Here is a 21,191-nt window from a genome sequence, read left to right on the forward strand (position 1 = left end):
GCCGCGCCGTGTCCCGGTACGACTCGCTGCTCGACGCGTGCGGTGACACGCCGCTCGTCGGCCTGCCCCGGCTGTCCCCGGCGCCGAACGTACGGCTGTGGGCGAAGCTGGAGGACCGCAACCCGACGGGCAGCGTCAAGGATCGGGCCGCGCTGTACATGGTGCAGGCGGCGGAGCGGGCCGGCACGCTCCGCCCCGGCGACACCATCCTGGAGCCGACCAGCGGAAACACCGGCATCGCGCTGGCCATGGTGGCGAAGCTGCGCGGCTACCGGCTGGTCTGCGTGATGCCGGAGAACACCTCGGTCGAGCGCCGGCAGATCCTCACCATGTACGGCGCGGAGATCATCTCCTCGCCGGCCGCCGGCGGCTCCAACCAGGCGGTCGCGATGGCCAAGCAGCTCGCCGCCGAGCACCCCGACTGGGTGATGCTCTTCCAGTACGGCAACGAGGCGAACGCGCGGGCGCACTTCGAGACGACCGGCCCGGAGCTGCTGCGCGACCTGCCGACGATCACGCACTTCGTCGCCGGACTCGGCACCACCGGCACCCTGATGGGCACCGGCCGGTACCTGCGGGAGAAGCAGCCGGACATCCAGATCATCGCCGCCGAGCCCCGCTACGGCGAGCTGGTGTACGGGCTGCGCAACATCGACGAGGGTTACGTCCCCGAGCTGTACGACGCGACCGTGCTCACCCGCCGATTCTCCGTCGGTACCCGGGACGCGCTGCTGCGCACCCGGCAGCTGATGGAGGTCGAGGGGGTCTTCGCCGGGCCGTCCACCGGCGCGGTGCTGCACGCCGCGCTCGCGGTGGCGCACCAGGCGCACCAGGCGGGGGAGGACGCCGACGTGGCGTTCGTCGTCGCCGACGGCGGCTGGAAGTACCTGTCGACCGGCGCCTACTCGGGCACCCTCGCGGAGGCCGAGACGTCCCTCGAGGGCCAGCTCTGGGCCTGACGCGCGAGTCCCGGCGCCGGGCGTTGCCGGCGCCGGGGACCGATCAGGACGCGGACGCGGTGAGGACGTAGCCGACGACCAGCGTCACGGTGCTGCCGCCGAGCAGCGCCCAGGGCACCAGCCGCCGCTCCGCCAGCGGGAACGCCGCCGCGGCGAGCGCCAGCCCGAAGACCCCGACGACCACGATCGTCGGTTCGTACCAGCTGGGGGTCACCCCGCTGAGGATCGCGATCAGGCCCCAGGTTCCGCAGACGAGGCCGCCCAGGCAGAGCAGCACCGCCCACACCGCGGCGAGCCCGAGGGCCCGCATCCGGGGCGACCCGGTCCGCTTGGCGAGCAACGGCTGCGACTGCGGCTGCGCCGGTTGACCCATCAACCCGAGCACCGCGTCGCGCCGCGGCACGCCGGGCGCATGATCGGCCGCCACCGGGATGCTCTGCGTCGTACCGATCCCGGCGCCCGGCGCGACCATGACCGGCGTGGCGCCGCGCGGTGCGGCGTTGCCCGGCATCACCCCGGCGTTGCCCGGCATCGGCCTGGTGTTGCCCGGCATCGGCCCGGTGTTGCCCGGCATCGGCCCAGCGCTGGTCGGTGGCAGCACCGGCCCCGCACCGTGGGGTGCGGGGGGCGTGGCGGATCCGGTCATGGTCGGGTCCGGCGCGGAGCCGGGACCGGGGCCGCTGACTGGACCGGGCCCGGGAACGGGGCCGGGACCGGCGGGCGGCGCGGCGGGTTCCTGCGGCCACACCGGCATCGGGCCGGTCGGCGGCGGGGGTGGCGTACCGCCGGCGGATGCCGCGGGCCGCTGGTCGCCGCTGCCGGCGCTGTCGCTGCTTGTTGGCTGCGAAGTCACGCGTCCGATTCTTCCGTATGTCGGTCGGCGCCGGGCCCGGCCGCGCGAAGCGCGCCACCGGTACGGTGCCGTGGCGGGTGCCGTGGCCCAGCATGTCAGGTCCGGTGGACGGGACGTGCGTGAGGTGCCGCCCAAATCGCGCCGTCACCAGTCTTCCGTCGTGTGGAAGCTCGGTCTTTCTGGTAGGGAGGAAGCGCGTCACGTCCGAGCGGCCGTCCTCTCGGCGATGGCTTGTCTCCGTCGGTCGGGGCAAGCGCGACTTCGAGTAGGTGGATGATCTCGGAGTTGAGGGAACGCCGGTCGGTGCGGGCTTCGTCGATGGACTGCGCGACGTGCGGAGCGAGAACCAGGCACGCACTTCCTCTTTCTGAACGTACCTACACCTGCACGGTGTGCGGAGTGTCGTCCCCAAGGGACAAGAACTCTGCGCGCGTGATGTTGGTCCGGGCTGGTCTCGACCCGGCTGGCGCCGAGGCCTAACACCTGCGGGGCCGCTGCTCCCGCAGGCAGCTGAACCAGAAATCCCCTCTCCTCACGGAGGGGAGGACTCAACGGAGTGTCACGTTCGCGACATTCAGCTGCGCTGGACGGCCCGGTGTGGCGTGGGCGGTTAGGCTCACGCCCGTGACCGACGCGCCCATCGGCATCTTCGACTCCGGTGTCGGCGGCCTCACGGTGGCCCGCGCGATCCTCGACCAGCTGCCCTCGGAACAGCTGCTCTACGTCGGGGACACCGCGCACGCGCCGTACGGGCCGCGCCCGATCGCCGAGGTCCGGCGCTATGCCCTGGACGTGCTGGACCACCTGGTCGAGCAGGGCGTGAAGATGCTCGTCATCGCCTGCAACGCGGGCTCGTCGGCGTGCCTGCACGACGCCCGGGAGCGCTACCGGGTGCCGGTGGTGGAGGTGATCCGGCCCGCGGTGCGGCGTGCGGTGGCCGCCACCCGCAACGGCCGGATCGGCGTGATCGCCACCGCGATGACCGTCACGTCCGGCGCGTACGAGGATGCCTTCTCGGCGGCGCCCGGCGTTTCGGTGCACAGCGTCGCCTGCCCGCAGTTCGTCCCGTTCGTGGAGCGGGGGATCACCACCGGCCGGCAACTGCTCGGCGTGGCCCAGTCGTACCTGGAACCGCTGCAACGTGCCGACGTCGACACCCTGGTGCTCGGCTGTACCCACTACCCGCTGCTCGCTGGCCTGCTCGGGCTGGTGGTGGGCGACGGCGTGACACTCGTCTCCAGCGCCGATGAGACGGCCAAGGACGTGTACCGCGTTCTTACTCAGGGAGACCTGCTGCGTGCCGAGGGTGCGGACGCGCCGCGGCACCGGTTCCTCTCCACCGGCGACCCGGACCGGTTCGAGGCGCTGGCCCGACGGTTCCTCGGGCTGTCCGCGGCGACGGCCGAGTCGGTGGACGGGACGGCGTTCGGCGGTGTCTCGCTGGCGTCCTGACGGGCGGCAGCACCGGTGCGGGGCACCGGACAACCTCGGCGCCGGCGGGTGTCCGTACACAGGATCGAGGCGCCAGGTCGCGCGGTGGGTGTGGTCCCCGCGGCGGCGCGGACACAGACAGGCAACGCAAGGGGTAGAGCAACGTGAGACTGACCATCGTCGGCTGTGCCGGCAGCTTTCCGGGTCCGGAGGCGCCGTGTTCTGCCTACCTGGTCGAGGCCGAGGGGTTCCGGTTGCTGGTCGATTTCGGCACCGGCTCGCTGGGGACGCTGCAGCGCTACGTCGACCCGTACTCGATCGACGCGATCTTCCTGAGCCACCTGCACGGCGACCACATGTTCGACGCGTCCTCCTACGTGGTGGCCCGGCGGTACGGGCCGGGTGGGCCCTATCCGCAGCTGCCGGTGTACGGCCCGGCCGGTACCGAGCAGCGGCTGTCGGAGGTCTACGACGGCGGCGACGAGCCGCTCGGCGACGTGTACCGGTTCGTCACGCTCACCCCGGGCACCGGCACCATCGGCCCCTTCGAGCTCACCGTGGACCGGATGAACCACCCGGTGGAGACGTTCGGTGCGCGCATCGAGCACGGCGGGCGGACCCTCGCGTACTCCGCCGACACCGCGTCGTGCGACCAGCTGACGAAGCTCGCCGACGGCGCCGAGACCTTCCTGTGCGAGGCGAGCTACGTGGAGACCCGGCAGAACCCGCCGGACCTGCACCTGACCGGCCGGGAGGCCGGCGGGTTCGCGCGCCGCGCCGACGTCGGCCGGCTGCTGCTGACCCACCTGGTACCGGCGTGGCACTCCGAGGCGCAGACCCTCGACGAGGTGGCGGGGGAGTACGACGGGCCGACCGAGGTGGTCCGGCCGGGCGCGTCGTACCAGGTCTGAGCCTGTCGGTCCCCGTCGGTAGGGTGTGGCGCATGACGCGAGCTGACGGACGAAACGCCGACGAGTTGCGCCCGGTGACCCTGACCCGCGGCTGGACCAGGAACCCGGAGGGCTCGGTGCTGGTGTCGTTCGGCGACACCCGGGTGCTGTGCACCGCGAGCGTCACCGAGGGCGTGCCGCGCTGGCGCAAGGGCAGCGGTGAGGGCTGGGTCACCGCCGAGTACGCGATGCTGCCCCGCTCGACGAACACCCGCGGCGACCGGGAGAGCGTCAAGGGCCGCATCGGCGGCCGCACCCAGGAGATCAGCCGGCTGATCGGCCGCAGCCTGCGTGCCTGCCTCGACTTCAAGGCGCTCGGGGAGAACTCGATCGTGCTCGACTGCGACGTGCTGCAGGCCGACGGCGGCACCCGCACCGCCGCCATCACCGGGGCCTACGTCGCGCTCGCCGACGCGATCGCCTGGATGGGCGGGCGCCGCATCCTCGCCGCGTCGCCGGGCAAGGTGCTGCACCGGTCGGTGTCGGCGATCAGCGTCGGCGTCATCGACGGCGAGCCGCGCCTCGACCTGCCGTACGAGGAGGACGTGCGCGCCGACGTCGACATGAACGTGGTGTGCACCGGGACCGGGGAGTTCGTCGAGGTGCAGGGCACCGGCGAGCACGACGTGTTCGACCGGGCGCTGCTGGACAAGCTGCTCGATCTGGCCTCCGCCGGCTGCGTGCAGCTCGCCGAGGCGCAGCGGAAGGCGCTCGCGTCGTGACCACCCGCCTGCTGCTTGCCAGCCGGAACGCGAAGAAGCTGGTCGAGCTGCGCCGCATCCTCGCCGCCACCAGCGCCGGCGAGCAGATCGAGCTGGTCGGCCTGGACGACGTCGACGAGTACGCCGAGGTGCCGGAGTCGGGTCTCACCTTCGCCGAGAACGCGCTGATCAAGGCGCGCGAGGGTGCCCAGCAGACCGGCCTGCCGACGGTCGCCGACGACTCCGGTCTGACGGTCGACGCGCTCAACGGCATGCCCGGCGTGTTCAGCGCCCGCTGGTCCGGCCGGCACGGCAACGACGAGGCCAACCTGCGGCTGGTGCTCGACCAGATCGCCGACGTACCGGACGAGCACCGCGCCGGCGGGTTCGTCTGCGCCGCCGCGCTGGTCTGGCCGGACGGGCGGGAACAGGTCGTCGAGGGCCGGATGCTCGGGCACATCATCCGCGCGCCGCGGGGCGAGAACGGCTTCGGCTACGACCCGATCTTCGTCCCGGACGGGTACGAGCAGACCACCGCCGAGCTGTCCGCCGACGACAAGGACGCGATCAGCCACCGCGGCAAGGCGTTCCGCGGCCTCGCCGACCTCATCGCCGCCGAGCTTCGCTGACCCGTCGCCGCCGGTTCGGGCCCGCGCCCGGTCGGCGCTGGATCAAGCTGCTGCCGGGTGCATCGCGCGGTGGCAGGATGCGGGTATGGGACGCACCGTGTACCTGGCGGGTGAGCCGGCGGCCGACTCGCTGCTCGCCGACTCACCGCTGGCGCTGCTGATCGGCATGCTGCTGGACCAGCAGGTGCCGATGGAGACCGCGTTCGCCGGCCCGAAGAAGATCGCCGACCGGTTCGGCGAGCTGTCCGCCGAGGCGATCGCGGACGCCGACGAGGACGAGTTCGTGGCGCTGTGTTCCGAGCCGCCGGCCGTGCACCGGTTCCCCGGCTCGATGGCCCGCCGCATCCAGGCGCTCTGCCGGTACCTGGTGGCCGAGTACGACGGGGTGCCCGAGGCGCTGTGGACCAGCGGCGACCCGGACGGCGCGACGGTGCTGAAGCGGTTGAAGAAGCTGCCCGGCTACGGTGAGCAGAAGGCGCGCATCTTCCTCGCCCTGCTCGGCAAGCAGTTCGACGTGCGGCCGGCCGGCTGGCGTGCGGCGGCCGGCGACTACGGCGTCGCGAACTCGCGCCGGTCGATCGCGGACGTGGTCGACGACAGGTCGCTCGCCGAGGTGCGCGCCTTCAAGAAGCAGCAGAAGCTCAGCAGGCGCTGAACGCGCCTGCTGAGCGCGGTGGTCTCCCGCTGGTGTGGGCGTCGAGAGTGGTTGCGGTGGACCACGTCGCTGGGTGGGCGTCGGGGCCTGTCGCGGTTCACCTTGTCGGGTGCGGTGGGCGTCGAGGGTGGTTGCGGTGCGCCACGGCGGTGGGGTGGGCGTCGGGCATGGTGCGTGGCCACCGTGGCGGAGGGTTGGTCACTCCGCTGGGTGCGGGGTGGTGAGGCCGTTGATGAGGTGGTCGAGGGCGGCGATCATCTCCGTCCTGGCCGCGTCCGGGTCGGCGGACTCGGCGACGTAGAGGGCGGCCTCGTCGCTGGCGCCGAGCAGCAGGTGGGTGAGCGGGACGACCGGCTGGCGGGGTACCCGACCGGTGTCCATCGCGGCCGCGAGCAGGTCGTGCACCAGCCGGAACACGTACCGCTGGCAGAGCGCGCGCCAGCGGGTCCAGCCGAGTACCGAGGGGCCGTCGACGAGCACGATGCGCCGCACGTCTGGCGCGGCGCAGGCTTCCAGCCAGGCGCGGGCGGCCAGCCGCATCGCGGCGACCGGCTCGGTGACGCCGGCGGCGCTGACCCGCTCGACCAGGTGTTCCGCGACGCCCGCCTCGACCGTCTCCAGTACCGCGGCGAACAGCGCCGTCTTGTCGGCGAACTGGTGGTACATCGCGCCACGGGTCACCGCCGCGGCGGCGACGATCGCCTCGGTACCGACGTGGGCGAAGCCGTGCGCCGCGAACAGCGGCCGGGCCGCGGTGACGAGCGCCTCCCGGGTGGCGGCGGAGCGTTCGGGTTGGCTTCGGCGGGCCGGCTTCGGGGTGGTCGAAGGCATGGGGCGGCGCCCTCCTTGATTTACATACAGGCTGTCTGTATCTTAATTGCCACGGCCCGGCTCGCGCCAGGCGAGCCGGCAGGTTCCGGTCCGAGTCTGCCGCGCTGCCGCCGGAGCCCGCGCGCCCGGCCCGAGCGCCCACGCCCCGGCCGAGCGCCGTGCCGCCGGAGTCGACACAGGAGACAGGAGTGCGCATGGACGAGCGGATCAGGACGCTCGCGGCGTCGATCGACATCGCCGCACCGGCCGCCAGCGTGTGGCGGGTCGTCGCCGACGTGCGACGTACCGGCGAGTGGTCCCCGGAGTGCCGTCGGGTGATTCCGATCGGCGGTCGGGTCCGCCGGGGCACGTGGCTGCTCGGACTAAACCGCCGCGGCAGCACCCGGTGGCCGACGCTGTCGCGGGTGGTCCGGTTCGAGCCGGAGCGGGAGATCACCTGGCGGGTCGACACCAACCGTTCGCAGTGGGGCTACACGCTGCGGGAGACCGACACCGGATGCGAGCTGACCTCGACCCGGCGCACCCCGGACGGGGTCGGCGCGTTCGCCACCTGGTTCACGCGCACCTTCCTCGGCGGCCAGAACAGCCACGACGAGGAGCTGGAGGCCGGCATCCGGGCCAGCCTGGAGCGGATCAGGTCGCTCGCGGAGGCATGACCGGGGCGGACCGGGTGGGGCCGGTGAGATTCGAACTCACACTGGCATGGACCTAAACCATGTGCCTCTGCCGTTGGGCTACGGCCCCCGCGTACGCGTTGCGCCCGCTCCTGGTCGGAGCGGGCGCGTCGAACGTCAGGCCAGTGTAGGCAGCCTGCACCAGCCGGCCGCCGCGGGTCAGTCCTGCGGCTTGTCGCCATCCTCGGGACGGTCGCGCCGCTCGGCGCCCCCGGCCGCGCCCTCCGTGCCGGCACCGCCTTCCGTGCCGGTGCTGTCGTTCGTGCCGGTGCTGTCGTTCGTGCCGGCACCGCCTTCCGTGCCGGTGCTGTCGTTCGTGCCGGCGCTGTCGTCGGAGTCGGCCCTCGATCCCGGGTCCGGCTCGCCGTCCGTCGCCGGCTTGCCCGTACCGACCTCGGGGGTCGCGGTGCCGGTGAGCGCCGGGTCGGACAGGTCGAAGCCCATGTCGCCGATGTCGAACGACGAGGTGTCGGCGAACGCGGCCGGGTCGGCGAAGTCGTCCGCCGACGGCAGCAGGTCCGGGTGGCCCCAGATCGCGTCCCGTCCGTCGACACCGCGGCGGGCCCGCAGCTCCTCCCACAGCGCGGTCGCCTCGCGCAGCCGGCGCGGCCGCAGCTCCAGGCCGACCAGCGCGGCGAACGTCTGCTCGGCCGGGCCGCCCTCGGCCCGGCGCCGCTGGAACGCCTCGGTCAGCCGCGCGACGTTCGGCAGCCGGTCCGCGACCGCGGCGGTGACCACGTGCGTCACCCACCCCTCGACCAGCGCCAGGCTGGTCTCCAGCCGGTTCAGCGCGGAGCGCTGTGCCGGGGTGTCCTCCGGGGTGAAGACGCCCTCGAAGTTGAGCTCCTGCATCGACTCCGGGTTGCTCGGATCGACCTGGCCGAGCGCCTCCTCGATGGCCTCCCGGTTGACCGTGATGCCCTGCGCGTACGTCTCGACGGCGGCGAGCATGTGCCCGCGCAGCCACGGCACGTGCGCGTACAGCCGGTGGTGAGCGGCCTCGCGCAGCGCGGTGTAGAGCCGCACCTGATCGGCCGGCAGCTCCAGCCCCTCCCGGTACGCGGCGAGGTTGGTGGGCAGCAGACCGGCCACGCCGGCCGGGCCGAGCGGCAGGCCGATGTCGGAGTCGGACAGCACCTCGCCGGCCAGCGACGCGAGCGCCGCGCCGAGCTGGCCGCCGAACATCGCGCCACCCAGCGAAGAGACCATCGCCTGCATCGGGCCAAGCTGGCCGCGCAGCTCCTCGGGCATCAGGTCGCTCATCGAGGTGACCATCCGGCCGGCCACCGGGTCGCACAGCTGCTGCCAGACCGGCAGCGTCTTCTCGATCCACTCCCGTCGGGTCCAGGCGGCGGTCGAGCGCACCCCGCTGGGCAGCGTGGTGACCGGATCGAGCCACAGGTCGGCGAGTTTCACCGCCTCGGCGAGCTCGGCGCGGTCGCTCGCGGCGACGGCGGGATCGTCGGTGTCGACCTGGCTGGTGGCGACCTGCTTGGCCAGGTCCCAGTTGACCGGGCCGGAGCTCGGGGTCACCAGAAACTGCTGAAGCTGGGACAAAAACCGCGCCATCTGCTGCGGGTCGTTGGGGTCGGGTGTGCCTCCCGGCACCGAGAACCCGAACGGAATATCAGTCATCACAACGTCCCATCGCACCGTGTGCAGGTAGGTGCAACCGCCCCGGTCACACCTCCCACGGTACGCGACGTGCAGTGACCGGACACCCGGGCGGCGTCCGCTGTGCGCGAACACGCGCACGGCCCCCGCACCCCGCGACACGAAGTGCGTGCCGCCCCCGGGCCGGACTGCCGACACGCGGTGCGCGGGTGGCTGCGCCGGCGTGGCGCCGCCCGAATAGGCTCCCGGCATGGAACGACGCGGGTGGACCGTGCTGATCGGCACCGTACTGGTGGCCCTGCTGACCGTGGCCTCGCTGCTGGTGAAGGTGCCGTACGTGGCGCTCGGGCCGGGGCCGACGGTCGACACGCTGGGCACCGTCGACGGGACGAAGATCATCACCGTGCAGCGCGGTACGGCGTCGAAGTCGACCGGGCAGCTGCGGCTGGTGACGGTCTCCGTCTCCGACGACCTGACCCTTTGGTCGGCGATGTACGACTGGTGGGACGACCGGTACGCCGTGGTGCCGCGAGACGCGGTCTACCCGCCGGACCAGACCGAGCAGCAGACCGACAAGCAGCAGCAACAGCAGTTCCAGGACTCGCAGACCGCGGCCGAGACCGCCGCCTACCGCGAGCTGGGCTGTTCGGTCGACGTGACCGTCAAGTCGGTGGCGGCCGGTTCCGGCGCGGCCGGCAAGCTGAAGGCCGGCGACGTGCTGGACAGCGTCGACGGCAAGCCGGTCACCTCGACGCAGAACCTGGTCACCCTGGTGCAGGGCAAGGCGGTCGGTAGCAAGCGCGAGATCGGCTACACCCGCGACGGCAAGGCGAGGACCGCGACGATCACCACCGGCAAGGGCGACTCGGGCAAGGCGGCACTGGGGGTCACGGTGACCGAGAAGCAGCCCTGCAAGTACCGGGTGAAGGTCAGCCTCGGCGAGATCGGCGGGCCGTCCGCCGGGATGATGTTCGCGCTGGGCATCGTCGACACGCTGACCCCGGCCGACCTGACCGGCGGCAAGGTCATCGCCGGTACCGGCGAGATCGACGCGGACGGCAGGGTCGGCCCGATCGGCGGCATCCAGCAGAAGCTGCTCGGCGCGAAGCGGGACCGCGCGACGGTGTTCCTCACCCCGGCCGGCAACTGCGCGCAGGCCAAGAGCGCGGTACCGGACGGGTTGACGCTGGTGAAGGTGAGCACGCTGCACGGCGCGCTGCAGGCGCTGTCCGAGTTGCGTGCCGGCAAACCGACTCCGACGTGCTGAACGGTTCCTCGGTGTTTGCTGACCGGCCGGCAGGCAGGACCGTACGGGCGGATGCCGGCGCGATCGCCTAGTCTGGGACGCCACGCGCAGGTCGTGGGTCGGCGGGATGGGGGATGAGCCGGTGACGATGCGAACGCCTCTGCCCATGGTCGGTCGCCGCACCCGGCGCATCCTGGTCGCGATCGTCGCACTGATCGTGCTGATCGCGGTCGGCAGCTGGGTGGTGTCCGCCTGGACCGACTGGCTGTGGTTCCGCGAGGTGTCCTACACCTCGGTGTTCGCCACCAACCTGCGCACCAAGCTGGCGCTGTTCGCCGTCTTCGGCGTCGCCGCGGCGGTGTGGCTCGGCGGCAACATCCAGCTCGCGTACCGGCTGCGGCCGAAGGTGCGGCCGCACTCGCCCGAGCAGCAGAACCTGGACCGCTACCGGTCGGCCGTGACACCGCGGATGCGGCTGATCGTCGCCGCGGTGGCGATCGTGACCGGGCTGATCACCGGGCTGTCCGCGCGCGGCGAGTGGGCGCAGTGGCTGCTGTTCCGCAACGCCCAGCGGTTCGGGACCGGCGACCCGCAGTTCGGCACCGACATCGGCTTCTACGTCTTCAAGTACCCGTTCTACCGGTACCTGATCGGGGTCGGGTTCACGCTGGTGTTCCTGGCGCTGGTGGCGGTGCTGCTGACGTACTGGCTCTACGGCGGGGTGCGGCTGTCCGGCCGCGGCGACCGCATCACCAACGCCGCCCGGCTGCACCTGTCGATCCTGGTCGCGCTGTTCGTGGTGCTCAAGGCGGTGGCGTACTTCCTGGACCAGTGCGGGCTGCTGCTCGGCCACACGTCCACCACCGGTACCGACGGCGCCGGGTACACCGCGATCAACGCGCTGCTGCCGGCCAAACAGATCCTCGCCTGGATCGCGCTGGTGGTCGCGGTCGCGGTGCTGGTGTTCTCCAACGCGGTGGCGCGCAACCTGATCTGGCCCGGGGTGTCGTTGGCGCTGCTGGCGATCGCGGCGGTCACCATCGGCGGGATCTACCCGGGCATGGTGTCCACGTTCACCGTCAAGCCGAACATCCCTGCCAAGGAAGGCAAGTACATCCAGCGCAGCATCACCGCGACCCGTGCGGCGTACGGCATCCAGGACATCGGTGGCGGGGTGTACCCGGCGTCCAACACCACGCCGGACGCCAAGCTGGCGGCGGACAGGAACACGGTGCCGAACGTACGGCTGCTCGACCCGGCCAAGGTGCCGGCCACCTTCACCCAGCTGCAGCAGGTGCGCGGGTTCTACGACTTCGGCGACAAGCTCAACGTGGACCGGTACACAGTGGACGGTCGCACCCAGGACTACGTGGTCGGGGTGCGCCAGCTCGACTCGTCCCGGCTGTCCGGCGCGCAGCGCACCTGGCAGAACCGGCACGCGGTGTTCACCCACGGGTACGGGTTCGTCGCCGCGCCCGCCGACACCACCTGTGCCGACGGACAACCGTCGTTCGTGTCCGGCTCGCTCGGCGACACCAAGAAGGAGGCCACGCAGGGAGACTGCTACTCCGGGCCGAGCAAGCTGGACGTCCGGCAGCCGCGCATCTACTACTCGGACAAGCTGACCGACTTCGCCATCGTGGGCAAGACCGGCGGCGCCGACCGGGAGTACGACCGGCCGGGCGCGGGTGGCGCCAACGCGCCCGAGCTGCAGAACACCTACGACGGCTCCGGCGGCGTCCCCGTCGGCTCGTACGGCCGGCGACTGCTGTACGCGCTGGACTTCCACGACAGCAACTTCCTGCTCGCCAGCGACTACTTCAATGCCGACTCGAAGCTGCTGTACGTCCGGGACCCGCGGGCGAGGGTGGAGAAGGTCGCGCCGTTCCTGACCGTCGACGGCGACCCCTACCCCGCGGTCGTGGGCGGCCGGGTGCAGTGGATCCTCGACTGCTACACCACCTCCTCGACTTACCCGTACTCGCAGCGCACCGACCTGCAGTCGGCGACCAGCGACTCGCAGACCGGATCCGGTACCGCGGCCCAGGACCGGCGCAGCATCAACTACATCCGCAACTCGGTCAAGGCCACCGTGGACGCCTACACCGGCAAGGTCACGCTGTACCAGTTCGACCGCACCGACCCGGTGCTGAAGGCCTGGAACGCCGCGTACGGCGGGATCCTGAAGACGACGATCCCGGCGGACCTCGCCGCGCACTTCCGGTACCCGGAGGACCTGTTCAAGGTGCAGCGCGACACCCTGAACCGGTACCACATCACCGATCCGCAGGCGTTCAACAAGCAGGACAACCTGTGGGAGACGCCCAAGGACCCGACCCGCTCCGGTGGCCACAAGCAGCCGCCGTACTACGTGGTCGCCCAGTTCCCGCAACAGAACGAGCCGACGTTCCAGCTCACCGCGGCACTCACCTCGCGCAACCGCAACAACCTCGCCGCGATCCTCTCCGCGTACTACGACTCGTCCGGCCGGCCGAAGCTCGCCGTCACCGAACTGCCCGGCAACTCCAACTTCCTCGGCCCCAACCAGGTCCAGTCGAAGATGCAGAACCAGGAAGGCATCCAGAACAACCTGGCACTCGGCGACTCCAAGACCTCCAGCCTCGACTACGGCAACCTGCTCACGCTTCCGGTCGCCGACGGGCTGCTCTACGTGGAACCGGTGTACATCAAGGGCAAGAACGTGCCGTACCCGTTGCTGAAGACGGTCCTGGTCGGCTACGGCAGCCAGGTCGGCTACGGCCCCGACCTCAAGTCCGCGATCACCAACATGACCTCGTCGTCCACCAGTACGGCACCGCCCGGCGACGACGGCTCCGATGCCGGCGGCGAGACCGGTACCTCACCCGACATCGACGCCGCGGTACGGGCGATCGACAAGGCGCTCGCCGACCTGTCCGCTGCCCGCAAGGCCGACGACTACACCGCCGAAGGCAAGGCGCTCGCCGAGCTGAAGAAGGCCACCAAACAGTACGAAGACGCCAAGAAAGCGGCAAAGGCGACGGCCTCGCCGGGAGCCGGGACGACCCCGTCGCCGGGCGCGAAGACCCCCTCGCCAGAGGCGAAGACAACGCCCTCACCAGGGAGTTGATCGACACCGCCACCCCGATTTGGAGGGCGCCGGGGCGCCCGCTAGTATTGGTCTCACCGCCGCGGGGTGGAGCAGCTCGGTAGCTCGCTGGGCTCATAACCCAGAGGTCGCAGGTTCAAATCCTGCCCCCGCTACGAGGGAAAACGCCCTCCTGGAGATCATCCAGGAGGGCGTTTTCATGTCCCGTGCTAACGGATTTGCTAACCGGCCTCGTCGGCGGCCGGCTCAGGCGCCTCGTCGGGCGGCAGGATCAGGTTCGCGATGGTGTCGGCTGCATCACGATCCATGCCAGGCAGGACGTGCGTGTAGACCGACATCGTGAACGCCTCGGACGCGTGACCGAGCCGGCGGCTCACCACGGCCGGGTGTACGCCGGCCTTGAGCGCCGCCGTGGCGTAGCTGTGCCGCACGTCGTGCAGTCGGATCCTCGGCAGTCCGCACGCGGCGGCCATCCGGTGGAACCGCTGCCGCACCACGTCGGGGTGAATCGGCCGCCCGTCCTCCCACGTGAATAGGAGGTCGGTGCCGTCGTACTCCTCGTCGTAGAACGGGCGCTCGGAACGCTGAACGGTCCGCCACTCGCGTAGCGCGTCAACGGTCACCTTGTCGAGCGAGAGCAGCCGGGGCGCGTTGTCCGTCTTGCCGTCGCTGGTCTCCGCGCGACCGTCGACCACCACCCGCGGCGATCCGGGATCGACCGCCAGGTGCCCGGCCTCGATATCGACCGCCGACCACGTCAGCCCGCACACTTCCGCCCGCCGCATTCCAGTTGTTGCGACGACGAGATACAGCGCGTAGAACCGGTCCGTACGGGCGTACGCGAGGAACGTGCCGAGCTGCTTTGGTGTCCAGACCGGCCGGCGCCGTTTCGGCACTCGCGGCGGCTTCACACTCGCGGCTACATTCTCGGTGACGTAGTGCCAGGCGAGGGCATCCGTCAACGCCTTGTGCAGCATGGCGTGAATGTTCCGAACGGTCTTCGGATCGAGCCCAGGGTTTACCGCTTTCGGTGTGCGGCCGGCACGGTACCGGCGAACGGCTGCTCGTGCCGCGTGAATCGTCACGCCGCACGCCTGCATCACCTCCCGCGGCTTCGGTTCCTCGCCTTTCTTCTGGCGGGCGGTCCAGTAGCCGAACATCGCCTCGTCGGCGGTGCGCTTCACACGGCCGGTGGTCAACAGGTGCTCGTACAGCGCGTGCAACCGAACCGCGGTGAGATCCTGCATCCGGACCTTTCCAATGGCGGGAACCACGTTGGAAGTCGTGTAGTGACGCCAGCTCGCCCACGTCGACGCCGCGACCGTCCGGCGTACGACCGGAAGCCATTGCGACACAAGGAATTCCTCGACGGTTCGCTTTGACGGTTCGGCGTACTTCCCGGACTCCACTTGCTGCATCGCCTCGCGGCACTTCTGCCAGGCGATAGTCTCTGTCTTCCACCCGCCTTTGCTGATCTGCTTGCGGTCACCGGTGAGCGGGTCAGGCTGGCCATCGAACATGTACGTGTACGTCTTGCCGCGCTTGTAGACGTGGCCTTTCATCGTGTGGTGCCTGCCTCTCGGGAGCCGTAGCGGTAGCGGGTCATCAGGGGTCGCCAGGCGGCCAGTACCGGCCTGACGGCGTATGCGCGCGGCGGGCCGCTACCCGCTACCGACCGGCGTTGCCGCTGGTAGAGGGGCGGTTCTTCGGTAGCGGGTACCGGTAGCGGCGGCGCTACCGGTAGCGGGGCGGATAGTGGCGGGACGGCGGCCACCTGGTCGACGGCCAGGCGGCGTGTTCGGCCGCCTGGCGCGGTGGCGCCGCTATCGGCTATCTCGCTGGTCAGGGGGCTAGCGGCGGGGCTATCGATTGCGGCGGGTGGGGCTATCCGATAGCCCCGGGGCGGGCGGGTCATGCGGCGCCTCCGATGGTGTCGGCGGGCAGGGGTACGTTCTCGTCGCGGAACCCGCCGGTGATGGCGGCGCGGATGTCGCGGTCGGTCTGTTCGGCGGCGCGACCGGCGTCGGTCAGCTCGGCTACGGCGGTGCCGGTGTCGAGCGCGCCGGCCGCCACGATGCGGGCCACGCCGCGCGCGACGCCGTACAGCGTGGTGCGGCGGCGGCCGACCGGGGCGGTGGTGATGCGCCGCAGGTTGCTCGCCAGCAGCGCGGCGGGTGATGAGATGCCCCCGCCCCCGACATGCGGAACGATCGGTGTGGTTGGGCGGTGTGCGGGCTGGGGCGGTGCGGGCGCGGTCGGCCGGTCCACGATGGCCGCCAGGCGCGGGGGCATCTCCACGACCGGCCCGTCGTGCACCGTGCGGTACGGGCGGCGGGTGACCGGGTGGACCGATGGCGGGGCGACCACGTACCCGCCGTCTGCCTTGATGTCGACGCCGGGCCGGTCGGGCATCGGCCGGGAGGTCACCGGGTGGCCGGGGTGGGCGTAGTACAGGTGCCAGCCTCCGGAGCCGGTCGCGACGGTGTAGGTGGGCACCATCACCGACCGATCGAGCTGCCCGCCGTGCTGGGGGTCGATGTCGACCACCACCAGCCCGGCCGCCGCCCCGGTCCGGATGGCCAGCAGCCCGGCGGGGACGGCGGACAGCATGGCGGCGATGCGGTGCGGGTCGGTGGTGGCGGCGTAGAACCCGTGGCACGTCAGGCAACCACACGCTTCGCGGTCGTGTCCGGGTCCGGCGTCGTGACACTGTGGACAGTTGGCCACGGGCCGTTTGGTGCGGCCCAGCACGAACACCGGCCAGCCGCGCCCGGCGGCGGCCCGTGCCGGCCGGTGATAGCGGCTCGTCGGGTGGGTCATCGCGTTACCTCGATTCGGCGGGTTGGGCGGGTGTCGGTGTCGGTGCTGCTAGCTGCTACCGGGCAGGTCACGGCATGGTTTGGCTGCTAGCAGGGCTGCTATCGCTAGCAGGCAGGGCTGCTAGCGATAGCAGCCGTCGGCTAGCTCGGTGGGCGGCCCGTGCCGGTCGGCGCGCAGGACTCGCAGACGGTGGGACGGTCGGGCCGAACGCGCGCCGGTCGGCCGCATCGTTCGCACGAGCCGATGCCGGGCACGTCGACCAGTAGCGGCACGTCGACCGCGCCACCCGCGCCATTCGCGCCACCGTTCGCGCCACCATTCGCGCCAACGGCGTCAACGCTGTGACCTGCACTTATGCCATTCGCGCCATTCGCGCCACGGGAGAGGGCACGGCCGGTGTCGTCGGCCGCGAGTCGCCACACGGCGCCGCCGCCGAACCCGGACCGGTCGGCGTCGACCCCGGCGGACTTGCGGGCGCGTTGCACGGTGCGCCAGGCGATCCCGGCTGCCTCCGCACCGGCCTGCACGTCGGCGGTAGCCGCCTCCCCGCCCTGTTCGCGCAGGAACCCGACGAGCCATTCGGCCGCCTTGCTGCGGGCCGGGCCGGTCTCCGACTCGCCCGGCTCCCGCAGCAGGTCGGCGGCGGTGTAGTCGACGGTGCCGTCCCATTCGATGCGGGCGCATCCGTGGTCGGGCGCGTCGACCAGGCGGTAGGCCAGGGCGGGCGGCATCACGGCGATGTTGGCTTTGGTCGGGGCGACGATCACCCGTCCCTCGTCGCGCGGGTCTTTGGCCACGGCGTAGCCGAGCCGGGCGGCGCCGATGATGCCGATCGAGCCGCCGCCCCGGTAGATCGGCGACGGCCCGCCGCCCTTGGTGAAGTGCCGGACCAGCACGATCGCGCATCCGGTCTTCTCCGCGGTCTTGATCAGCGGCGTCAGCGCCCGGCGGACGTCCTTGTCCTGGTACTCGTTGACCTTCTCGCCCAGGTAGGCCATCAGCGGGTCGACCACCACCAGGGCAGCACCGACGGCGGCGATCGCGTCGGCCACCATCCCGGCGTCGTCGGGCAGCGTCACCAGCCGATCGACCCACCCGGCATCCCGCGCGTCCCACTCGGTGACGCTGGTCAGCGCGACCACCCGCGCCGGGTCCGCCCCGGCCGCGTCCAGCCGGGGGCGGATGGTGTCGGCTGGGTCATCCTCGGCCGACAGCAGCACCACGCCGGCCGGGCCGGTACCGGGCTGCCCGTCCGGCCACGGCTTGCCGGTGGTGATGCGGGCGGCGAGGTCGGTGGTCATGGTCGACTTGCCGGTGCCCGGATCGCCGTCGATCACGTGGAGCTTGCCGGCGGCGAGGTAGCCAGGCCACAGCCACGTGATGCGCTCCGGGGTCACGTCGGCCAGGCGCACCAGACGCGGCATGGCACGCGGCACCGCGTCCGGGTCCGGGGCGGGTTCGAGTGGCGGCCGGGTCTGGGTGAGACCGGGTTCGCCGGGGTGTGCGGGCAGCATCGACACAACTCCTGTCGCGTCTGGTCGGGTGGGTTCGGCGCCGCGTTGCGGGCGGTGCCGGACCCCGGTCACGGGGCCGGGTGCGTCCGGGTCGTCTCGCTGGTCAGCGACCGTGCGGACTCACCCGGCCTGCCGGGTCTGCGTGGCGCCGTGCGCGCCGCGTCCGGTGCCGGGTTCGGTGCCGGTGCTGTACCGGTGCGCACCTGCGGGTTCGTCCGCGACCGGGCGGCCACCTCACGCCGCCTCGGCCACGGTGCCGGTGCGGGCGGCGACCATCTTCTGAATCACCGCGTACTGCGCCGGCGTGCACCGGCGACGCGGGCCGCCGGACGCGCGGCGCTTCAACGTGCGCTGCGCGATGTGCCAGGTCGAGTCGACCTTCGACTTCGACCACCCGGTCTGCGCGATGATCTCCATCGGACGCAGCCCGGACAGCCGCAGCGTGGCCACCTGCCGCTGTACCGGTGGCAGGTCGGCAACCTCGGTGCTCAGCCGCTCGCGCATCGCCTCACGCTGCCGGTCGACCGGCTCCAGCAGCGGCGGCGCGGCCACCTCCGCGTACTGCCAGAACGTGTCGTCGACGGCGCTCTCCTTGCCGTGCCGCCGGAAGTGCCGCAACGCCTGATACCGCGCCATCCCCCGCAGCCACCGCCCGAACCCCGGCCCGTCCGACCCGCGGTCGGCGAACTTGGCCAGGCCGCCGGTCAGCAGTTCTTCCCAGGTGTTCTGTGCGATGTCCTCGGCCGTGCTCGCGCCGCCGTAGCTGCCGCGCACCACCGACCGCAGGTAACGCACCAGATCGGCCGCGTGCCGCGCGTACAGCACGCCCACCGCGTCCCGGTCACCGTCCTGCGCCGCCGCCACCAACCCCGCGTCGGTCATCTCCACCAAGTGCGCGCGCATCACGCCACCCCCAGCACGGCGTGAGCCGGACGCACGGTCGCCGGGAAGTACCGGCCAGCCGCGTCCCGCGACACCTGCCCAGCGGCAGCCATTCGCGCGCACGCACTGCGCACCGCCTCGTGCGAGATGCCCAACGCGTCGGCCAGCCGCTTCGGCGTGATACCCGGCTGCGCGGCCACCCGCCGCGCGATCGCCCGCCGCGTCTCCTGCATCGGCCGACCGGCCGGGCGGGCGGCGAACACGTCGGCCAGGCGGCGCCGGCAGACCGCCAGCCACCCGGCGTCGACCGTGCCCGTGGCGATGTCGTCGTGCAGCTGCGAAACGCGCTGCCGGATCGCCACCAAACCTTCGGTGGCCACCGCCAGCACCAGGGCGTCGCGCACGTCCTGGTCGTGCACCAGGTCGTCGGCCACAAGCTGGGGCTCGTAGTACAGCGCGGCGGCCATCTCGTCGGCGGTCAACGGCAACTCGACACGAAGCCGCACGGTCGTTTCCGGCGTGACCTCGAACAGCGGGGCGCTCATCTCAGGCCACCTCACCCTCGACGCTGGTAGCGATCGCGGCGAGGAACGCCTCGAACGCCTGCCGGGTGATCCGCAACCCGCCCCGGCCCGCGCCGACCCGCAGCGCCGCCAGGCGGCCCGACTCAATCGCCCGATACACCGTCGCCGGGTGCACATCCAGCAGCTCGGCAACCTGCTTCACGCGGTACGGCCGCACGGCGGGAACGGTGCCGGTGGCCAGTTCGTCGCTACGCTGGTCCTGCATCTTCACTCCTCCGACAGACACGGATGGGGATGCTCCGACCCGGCCGGTGCTGCAACACCGGCCGGGTCTTGCCTTGCCAGCGACCCAGGCGACGCCTGCGAAACTGGCTTGAGCCACTTTCTAGCAGAGTGGCTCAAGCCACGTCAAGGGACTGGCTCAAGCCAGATGGATGTACGGTGGTGTGGTCTGTCGGAGAAGGAGGACCACGCCATGCCCCGGGAACCCAGCGACAAGCGGCCACCGAGCCGCCGCATCGCGGATGACCTGCGAGAACAGATCAAGAACGGCACGTACGGGCCAGGCGACAAGCTCCCGTCTGAGCGCAAGCTCGCTGCGCAGTACGGATCCGCACGCAACACCGCAGCGGAGGCGATCGACATCCTGCGCCGTGAAGGCCTGGCGGTCGCCAAGCACGGCGCGGGCGCGTTCGTTCGGCTCAAGCCCGCCCTACTTCGCCTCGGCTCCAACCGGTACTCACGCACGTTGCGGGAGACGACCGGCCTGTCTCCGTACCGTGCCGAGGTGACGAAACAGGGCCGGACGCCGCGTGTCGCCTGTACGTCGATTGAGCGTGTAGACGCTCCGGAGGATGTCGCGCAGCGACTCGGATTGAACGATGACGACCGGTCGGTTGTACGCCGCGAAAATTGGTATTTTGCGGACGATGAACCGGTGCAAGTTGGGGTCACGTTCATTCCGTGGGCTATCGCTGACGGCTCGGTGCTGGCGACTAGCGCGAACATGGGGAAAGGGAGTCTCTACGCCAGGTTTGAGGACCTCGGCCACCCATTGACGCGGATCCGAGAAGAGATATCGGCGCGAATGCCGACACCGGAGGAAGTCGCTGGGCTGGTTATCCCGGACGGCGTTCCCGTGCTGGAAGTTCTCCACACTGGGATAGACGACAATGGCGACCCATTCGAGGTCACCCGCTTTGTAATGCGCGCCGATTTCAACGCGCTCGACTACAACATGCCGATTGAGGATTGAGATGGCTGACGGCTCCACTCCCGTAGTCCGTATTCGCCGTAGCGATGACATCAAGGGATGCGCGGCGGTGTTGCGTGAGGTCTACGCAACCGATGGTTACCCGGTAGAGGGGGTGACGGACGCTGAGGGCTGGCTATTCCCTGACGGCTTGCTTGAGGCATGGGTAGCGGTCGACTCCAGCCAGATTCTCGGACACGCTGCGATCTGCGAACCGCGCGGTGAGGATGCGGCAGAAATGCTCATCGAACAGACCGGGATCAACGAGAGTGAAATCGCCGTGGTCGCGCGGTTGTTCGTCGCTCCCGCAGCGCGTGGCCGGTCTCTTGGGCAGGCACTTGCGGCGGCCGCAATGGAGTACGCCACAGCGCACGATCTGCGAGTCGTCTTCGACGTGATGACCAAGGATCGTGCTGCAATTCGACTCTACGAACGCCTCGGGTGTATCCGGCTCGGTACCGCGGTTCACAAGTTCGGCGAGGGCCAAGAAGTGGAGGCGTACTGCTACGTGGCGCCGGGAGCCATGCCGAGCACGCGGTGAGCGGCTGGGGTACACCCGTGGCGCGAA

21 protein-coding genes and 2 tRNA genes are annotated in these 21,191 nt (G+C 71.2%); 13 read left to right on the top strand and 10 right to left on the bottom strand.

The window, feature by feature from the left end; translation table 11 throughout:
* Nucleotides 1–8 precede the first annotated feature (8 nt).
* Nucleotides 9–959 (top strand): PLP-dependent cysteine synthase family protein, encoded by a 951-nt coding sequence (locus Asera_RS11830; RefSeq protein ID WP_030449162.1) that lies wholly within the window; start codon nucleotides 9–11, stop codon nucleotides 957–959.
* Nucleotides 960–1,002: 43 nt separating this feature from the next.
* On the opposite strand, the gene Asera_RS11835 is transcribed toward Asera_RS11830, so the two are convergent.
* Nucleotides 1,003–1,560, bottom strand: coding sequence for a hypothetical protein (locus tag Asera_RS11835; protein WP_157035133.1), 558 nt, complete (start codon nucleotides 1,558–1,560; stop codon nucleotides 1,003–1,005).
* Between the two features lie 570 nt (nucleotides 1,561–2,130).
* Between Asera_RS11835 and Asera_RS33920 the strand changes: the two genes are divergently transcribed.
* From Asera_RS33920 to Asera_RS11865, 6 genes are all read left to right on the top strand, one after another.
* On the top strand, nucleotides 2,131–2,292 hold the full coding sequence (locus tag Asera_RS33920) for a zinc ribbon domain-containing protein (RefSeq protein ID WP_360872933.1): 162 nt from the start codon (nucleotides 2,131–2,133) through the stop codon (nucleotides 2,290–2,292).
* A gap of 144 nt (nucleotides 2,293–2,436) precedes the next feature.
* Nucleotides 2,437–3,264, top strand: coding sequence for a glutamate racemase (gene murI, locus Asera_RS11845; RefSeq protein ID WP_051802914.1), 828 nt, complete (start codon nucleotides 2,437–2,439; stop codon nucleotides 3,262–3,264).
* Nucleotides 3,265–3,407: 143 nt separating this feature from the next.
* Entirely contained in the window at nucleotides 3,408–4,154 is a 747-nt protein-coding gene (locus tag Asera_RS11850) for an MBL fold metallo-hydrolase (RefSeq protein ID WP_030449165.1), read from the top strand.
* Between the two features lie 32 nt (nucleotides 4,155–4,186).
* Nucleotides 4,187–4,915, top strand: coding sequence for a ribonuclease PH (rph, locus tag Asera_RS11855; RefSeq protein ID WP_030449166.1), 729 nt, complete (start codon nucleotides 4,187–4,189; stop codon nucleotides 4,913–4,915).
* Nucleotides 4,912–5,523, top strand: a complete 612-nt coding sequence (rdgB, locus tag Asera_RS11860; protein WP_030449167.1) for an RdgB/HAM1 family non-canonical purine NTP pyrophosphatase — start codon at nucleotides 4,912–4,914, stop codon at nucleotides 5,521–5,523. The genes rph and rdgB overlap by 4 nt, the downstream gene beginning before the upstream one ends.
* Before the next feature lie 85 nt (nucleotides 5,524–5,608).
* Nucleotides 5,609–6,178, top strand: a complete 570-nt coding sequence (locus Asera_RS11865) for an HhH-GPD-type base excision DNA repair protein (protein WP_030449168.1) — start codon at nucleotides 5,609–5,611, stop codon at nucleotides 6,176–6,178.
* 198 nt (nucleotides 6,179–6,376) lie between these two features.
* On the opposite strand, the gene Asera_RS11870 is transcribed toward Asera_RS11865, so the two are convergent.
* Nucleotides 6,377–7,009, bottom strand: a complete 633-nt coding sequence (locus Asera_RS11870; protein ID WP_030449169.1) for a TetR/AcrR family transcriptional regulator — start codon at nucleotides 7,007–7,009, stop codon at nucleotides 6,377–6,379.
* 194 nt (nucleotides 7,010–7,203) lie between these two features.
* Here Asera_RS11870 and Asera_RS11875 point away from each other — a divergent pair, with 194 nt between their 5' ends.
* Nucleotides 7,204–7,665 (top strand): SRPBCC family protein, encoded by a 462-nt coding sequence (locus tag Asera_RS11875; RefSeq protein WP_030449170.1) that lies wholly within the window; start codon nucleotides 7,204–7,206, stop codon nucleotides 7,663–7,665.
* Nucleotides 7,666–7,680: 15 nt separating this feature from the next.
* Here the strand turns inward: Asera_RS11875 and Asera_RS11880 are convergent.
* Together Asera_RS11880 and Asera_RS11885 are read right to left on the bottom strand one after the other, a co-directional pair.
* Nucleotides 7,681–7,753, bottom strand: a tRNA-Leu gene (locus tag Asera_RS11880).
* A gap of 89 nt (nucleotides 7,754–7,842) precedes the next feature.
* A complete protein-coding gene (locus tag Asera_RS11885; protein ID WP_084132642.1) occupies nucleotides 7,843–9,318 on the bottom strand; it encodes a zinc-dependent metalloprotease in 1,476 nt (491 codons plus the stop codon).
* Between the two features lie 229 nt (nucleotides 9,319–9,547).
* Between Asera_RS11885 and Asera_RS11890 the strand changes: the two genes are divergently transcribed.
* The 3 genes from Asera_RS11890 to Asera_RS11900 all read left to right on the top strand — a co-directional run bounded on the left by Asera_RS11890 (nucleotide 9,548) and on the right by Asera_RS11900 (nucleotide 13,786).
* Entirely contained in the window at nucleotides 9,548–10,564 is a 1,017-nt protein-coding gene (locus Asera_RS11890) for a YlbL family protein (RefSeq protein WP_030449172.1), read from the top strand.
* A 127-nt stretch (nucleotides 10,565–10,691) separates the two neighbouring features.
* Nucleotides 10,692–13,652 carry a UPF0182 family membrane protein gene (locus Asera_RS11895; protein WP_084132655.1) on the top strand — a complete coding sequence of 987 codons (2,961 nt, stop codon included), beginning with the start codon at nucleotides 10,692–10,694 and terminating at the stop codon, nucleotides 13,650–13,652.
* 60 nt (nucleotides 13,653–13,712) lie between these two features.
* A tRNA-Met gene (locus Asera_RS11900) sits at nucleotides 13,713–13,786 on the top strand.
* A 66-nt stretch (nucleotides 13,787–13,852) separates the two neighbouring features.
* Here Asera_RS11900 and Asera_RS11905 read toward each other — a convergent pair.
* From Asera_RS11905 to Asera_RS11930, 6 genes are all read right to left on the bottom strand, one after another.
* Nucleotides 13,853–15,193: a site-specific integrase gene (locus Asera_RS11905; protein ID WP_212804563.1), complete on the bottom strand. Its 1,341-nt coding sequence runs from the start codon at nucleotides 15,191–15,193 to the stop codon at nucleotides 13,853–13,855.
* Between the two features lie 349 nt (nucleotides 15,194–15,542).
* Nucleotides 15,543–16,451: a bifunctional DNA primase/polymerase gene (locus Asera_RS11910; RefSeq protein ID WP_212804565.1), complete on the bottom strand. Its 909-nt coding sequence runs from the start codon at nucleotides 16,449–16,451 to the stop codon at nucleotides 15,543–15,545.
* 140 nt (nucleotides 16,452–16,591) lie between these two features.
* Nucleotides 16,592–17,965 carry an AAA family ATPase gene (locus Asera_RS11915; RefSeq protein ID WP_212804567.1) on the bottom strand — a complete coding sequence of 458 codons (1,374 nt, stop codon included), beginning with the start codon at nucleotides 17,963–17,965 and terminating at the stop codon, nucleotides 16,592–16,594.
* Nucleotides 17,966–18,199: 234 nt separating this feature from the next.
* The gene (locus Asera_RS11920; RefSeq protein ID WP_030445886.1) at nucleotides 18,200–18,868 is read right to left on the bottom strand and encodes an RNA polymerase sigma factor; all 669 of its coding nucleotides are present in this window, start codon (nucleotides 18,866–18,868) and stop codon (nucleotides 18,200–18,202) included.
* Nucleotides 18,868–19,392 (bottom strand): winged helix-turn-helix transcriptional regulator, encoded by a 525-nt coding sequence (locus tag Asera_RS11925; protein WP_030445885.1) that lies wholly within the window; start codon nucleotides 19,390–19,392, stop codon nucleotides 18,868–18,870. Before Asera_RS11925 ends, Asera_RS11920 begins: the two co-directional genes overlap by 1 nt.
* Before the next feature lies 1 nt (nucleotide 19,393).
* Entirely contained in the window at nucleotides 19,394–19,636 is a 243-nt protein-coding gene (locus Asera_RS11930; RefSeq protein WP_051802147.1) for a helix-turn-helix domain-containing protein, read from the bottom strand.
* A gap of 210 nt (nucleotides 19,637–19,846) precedes the next feature.
* On the opposite strand from Asera_RS11930, the gene Asera_RS11935 reads away from it, so the two are divergent.
* Together Asera_RS11935 and Asera_RS11940 are read left to right on the top strand one after the other, a co-directional pair.
* On the top strand, nucleotides 19,847–20,626 hold the full coding sequence (locus Asera_RS11935; protein ID WP_030445883.1) for a GntR family transcriptional regulator: 780 nt from the start codon (nucleotides 19,847–19,849) through the stop codon (nucleotides 20,624–20,626).
* 1 nt (nucleotide 20,627) lies between these two features.
* Nucleotides 20,628–21,164 (top strand): GNAT family N-acetyltransferase, encoded by a 537-nt coding sequence (locus Asera_RS11940; RefSeq protein ID WP_030445882.1) that lies wholly within the window; start codon nucleotides 20,628–20,630, stop codon nucleotides 21,162–21,164.
* The last annotated feature ends 27 nt before the right edge of the window (nucleotides 21,165–21,191 follow it).

This window comes from Actinocatenispora sera, from assembly GCF_018324685.1.
In the GTDB taxonomy this organism is placed as follows: domain Bacteria; phylum Actinomycetota; class Actinomycetes; order Mycobacteriales; family Micromonosporaceae; genus Actinocatenispora; species Actinocatenispora sera.

Coding starts and splice junctions, on each gene's coding strand:
- Asera_RS11940 (WP_030445882.1), top strand. CDS start 20,628: ATGGCTGACGGCTCCACTCCCGTAGTCCGTATTCGCCGTAGCGATGAC.
- Asera_RS11930 (WP_051802147.1), bottom strand. CDS start 19,636: ATGCAGGACCAGCGTAGCGACGAACTGGCCACCGGCACCGTTCCCGCC.
- Asera_RS11890 (WP_030449172.1), top strand. CDS start 9,548: ATGGAACGACGCGGGTGGACCGTGCTGATCGGCACCGTACTGGTGGCC.
- Asera_RS11910 (WP_212804565.1), bottom strand. CDS start 16,451: ATGACCCACCCGACGAGCCGCTATCACCGGCCGGCACGGGCCGCCGCC.
- Asera_RS11920 (WP_030445886.1), bottom strand. CDS start 18,868: ATGCGCGCGCACTTGGTGGAGATGACCGACGCGGGGTTGGTGGCGGCG.
- Asera_RS11935 (WP_030445883.1), top strand. CDS start 19,847: ATGCCCCGGGAACCCAGCGACAAGCGGCCACCGAGCCGCCGCATCGCG.
- Asera_RS11865 (WP_030449168.1), top strand. CDS start 5,609: ATGGGACGCACCGTGTACCTGGCGGGTGAGCCGGCGGCCGACTCGCTG.
- Asera_RS11915 (WP_212804567.1), bottom strand. CDS start 17,965: ATGCTGCCCGCACACCCCGGCGAACCCGGTCTCACCCAGACCCGGCCG.
- Asera_RS11870 (WP_030449169.1), bottom strand. CDS start 7,009: ATGCCTTCGACCACCCCGAAGCCGGCCCGCCGAAGCCAACCCGAACGC.
- Asera_RS11885 (WP_084132642.1), bottom strand. CDS start 9,318: ATGACTGATATTCCGTTCGGGTTCTCGGTGCCGGGAGGCACACCCGAC.
- Asera_RS11925 (WP_030445885.1), bottom strand. CDS start 19,392: ATGAGCGCCCCGCTGTTCGAGGTCACGCCGGAAACGACCGTGCGGCTT.
- Asera_RS11895 (WP_084132655.1), top strand. CDS start 10,692: ATGCGAACGCCTCTGCCCATGGTCGGTCGCCGCACCCGGCGCATCCTG.
- Asera_RS33920 (WP_360872933.1), top strand. CDS start 2,131: ATGGACTGCGCGACGTGCGGAGCGAGAACCAGGCACGCACTTCCTCTT.
- Asera_RS11905 (WP_212804563.1), bottom strand. CDS start 15,193: ATGAAAGGCCACGTCTACAAGCGCGGCAAGACGTACACGTACATGTTC.
- Asera_RS11875 (WP_030449170.1), top strand. CDS start 7,204: ATGGACGAGCGGATCAGGACGCTCGCGGCGTCGATCGACATCGCCGCA.
- rph (WP_030449166.1), top strand. CDS start 4,187: ATGACGCGAGCTGACGGACGAAACGCCGACGAGTTGCGCCCGGTGACC.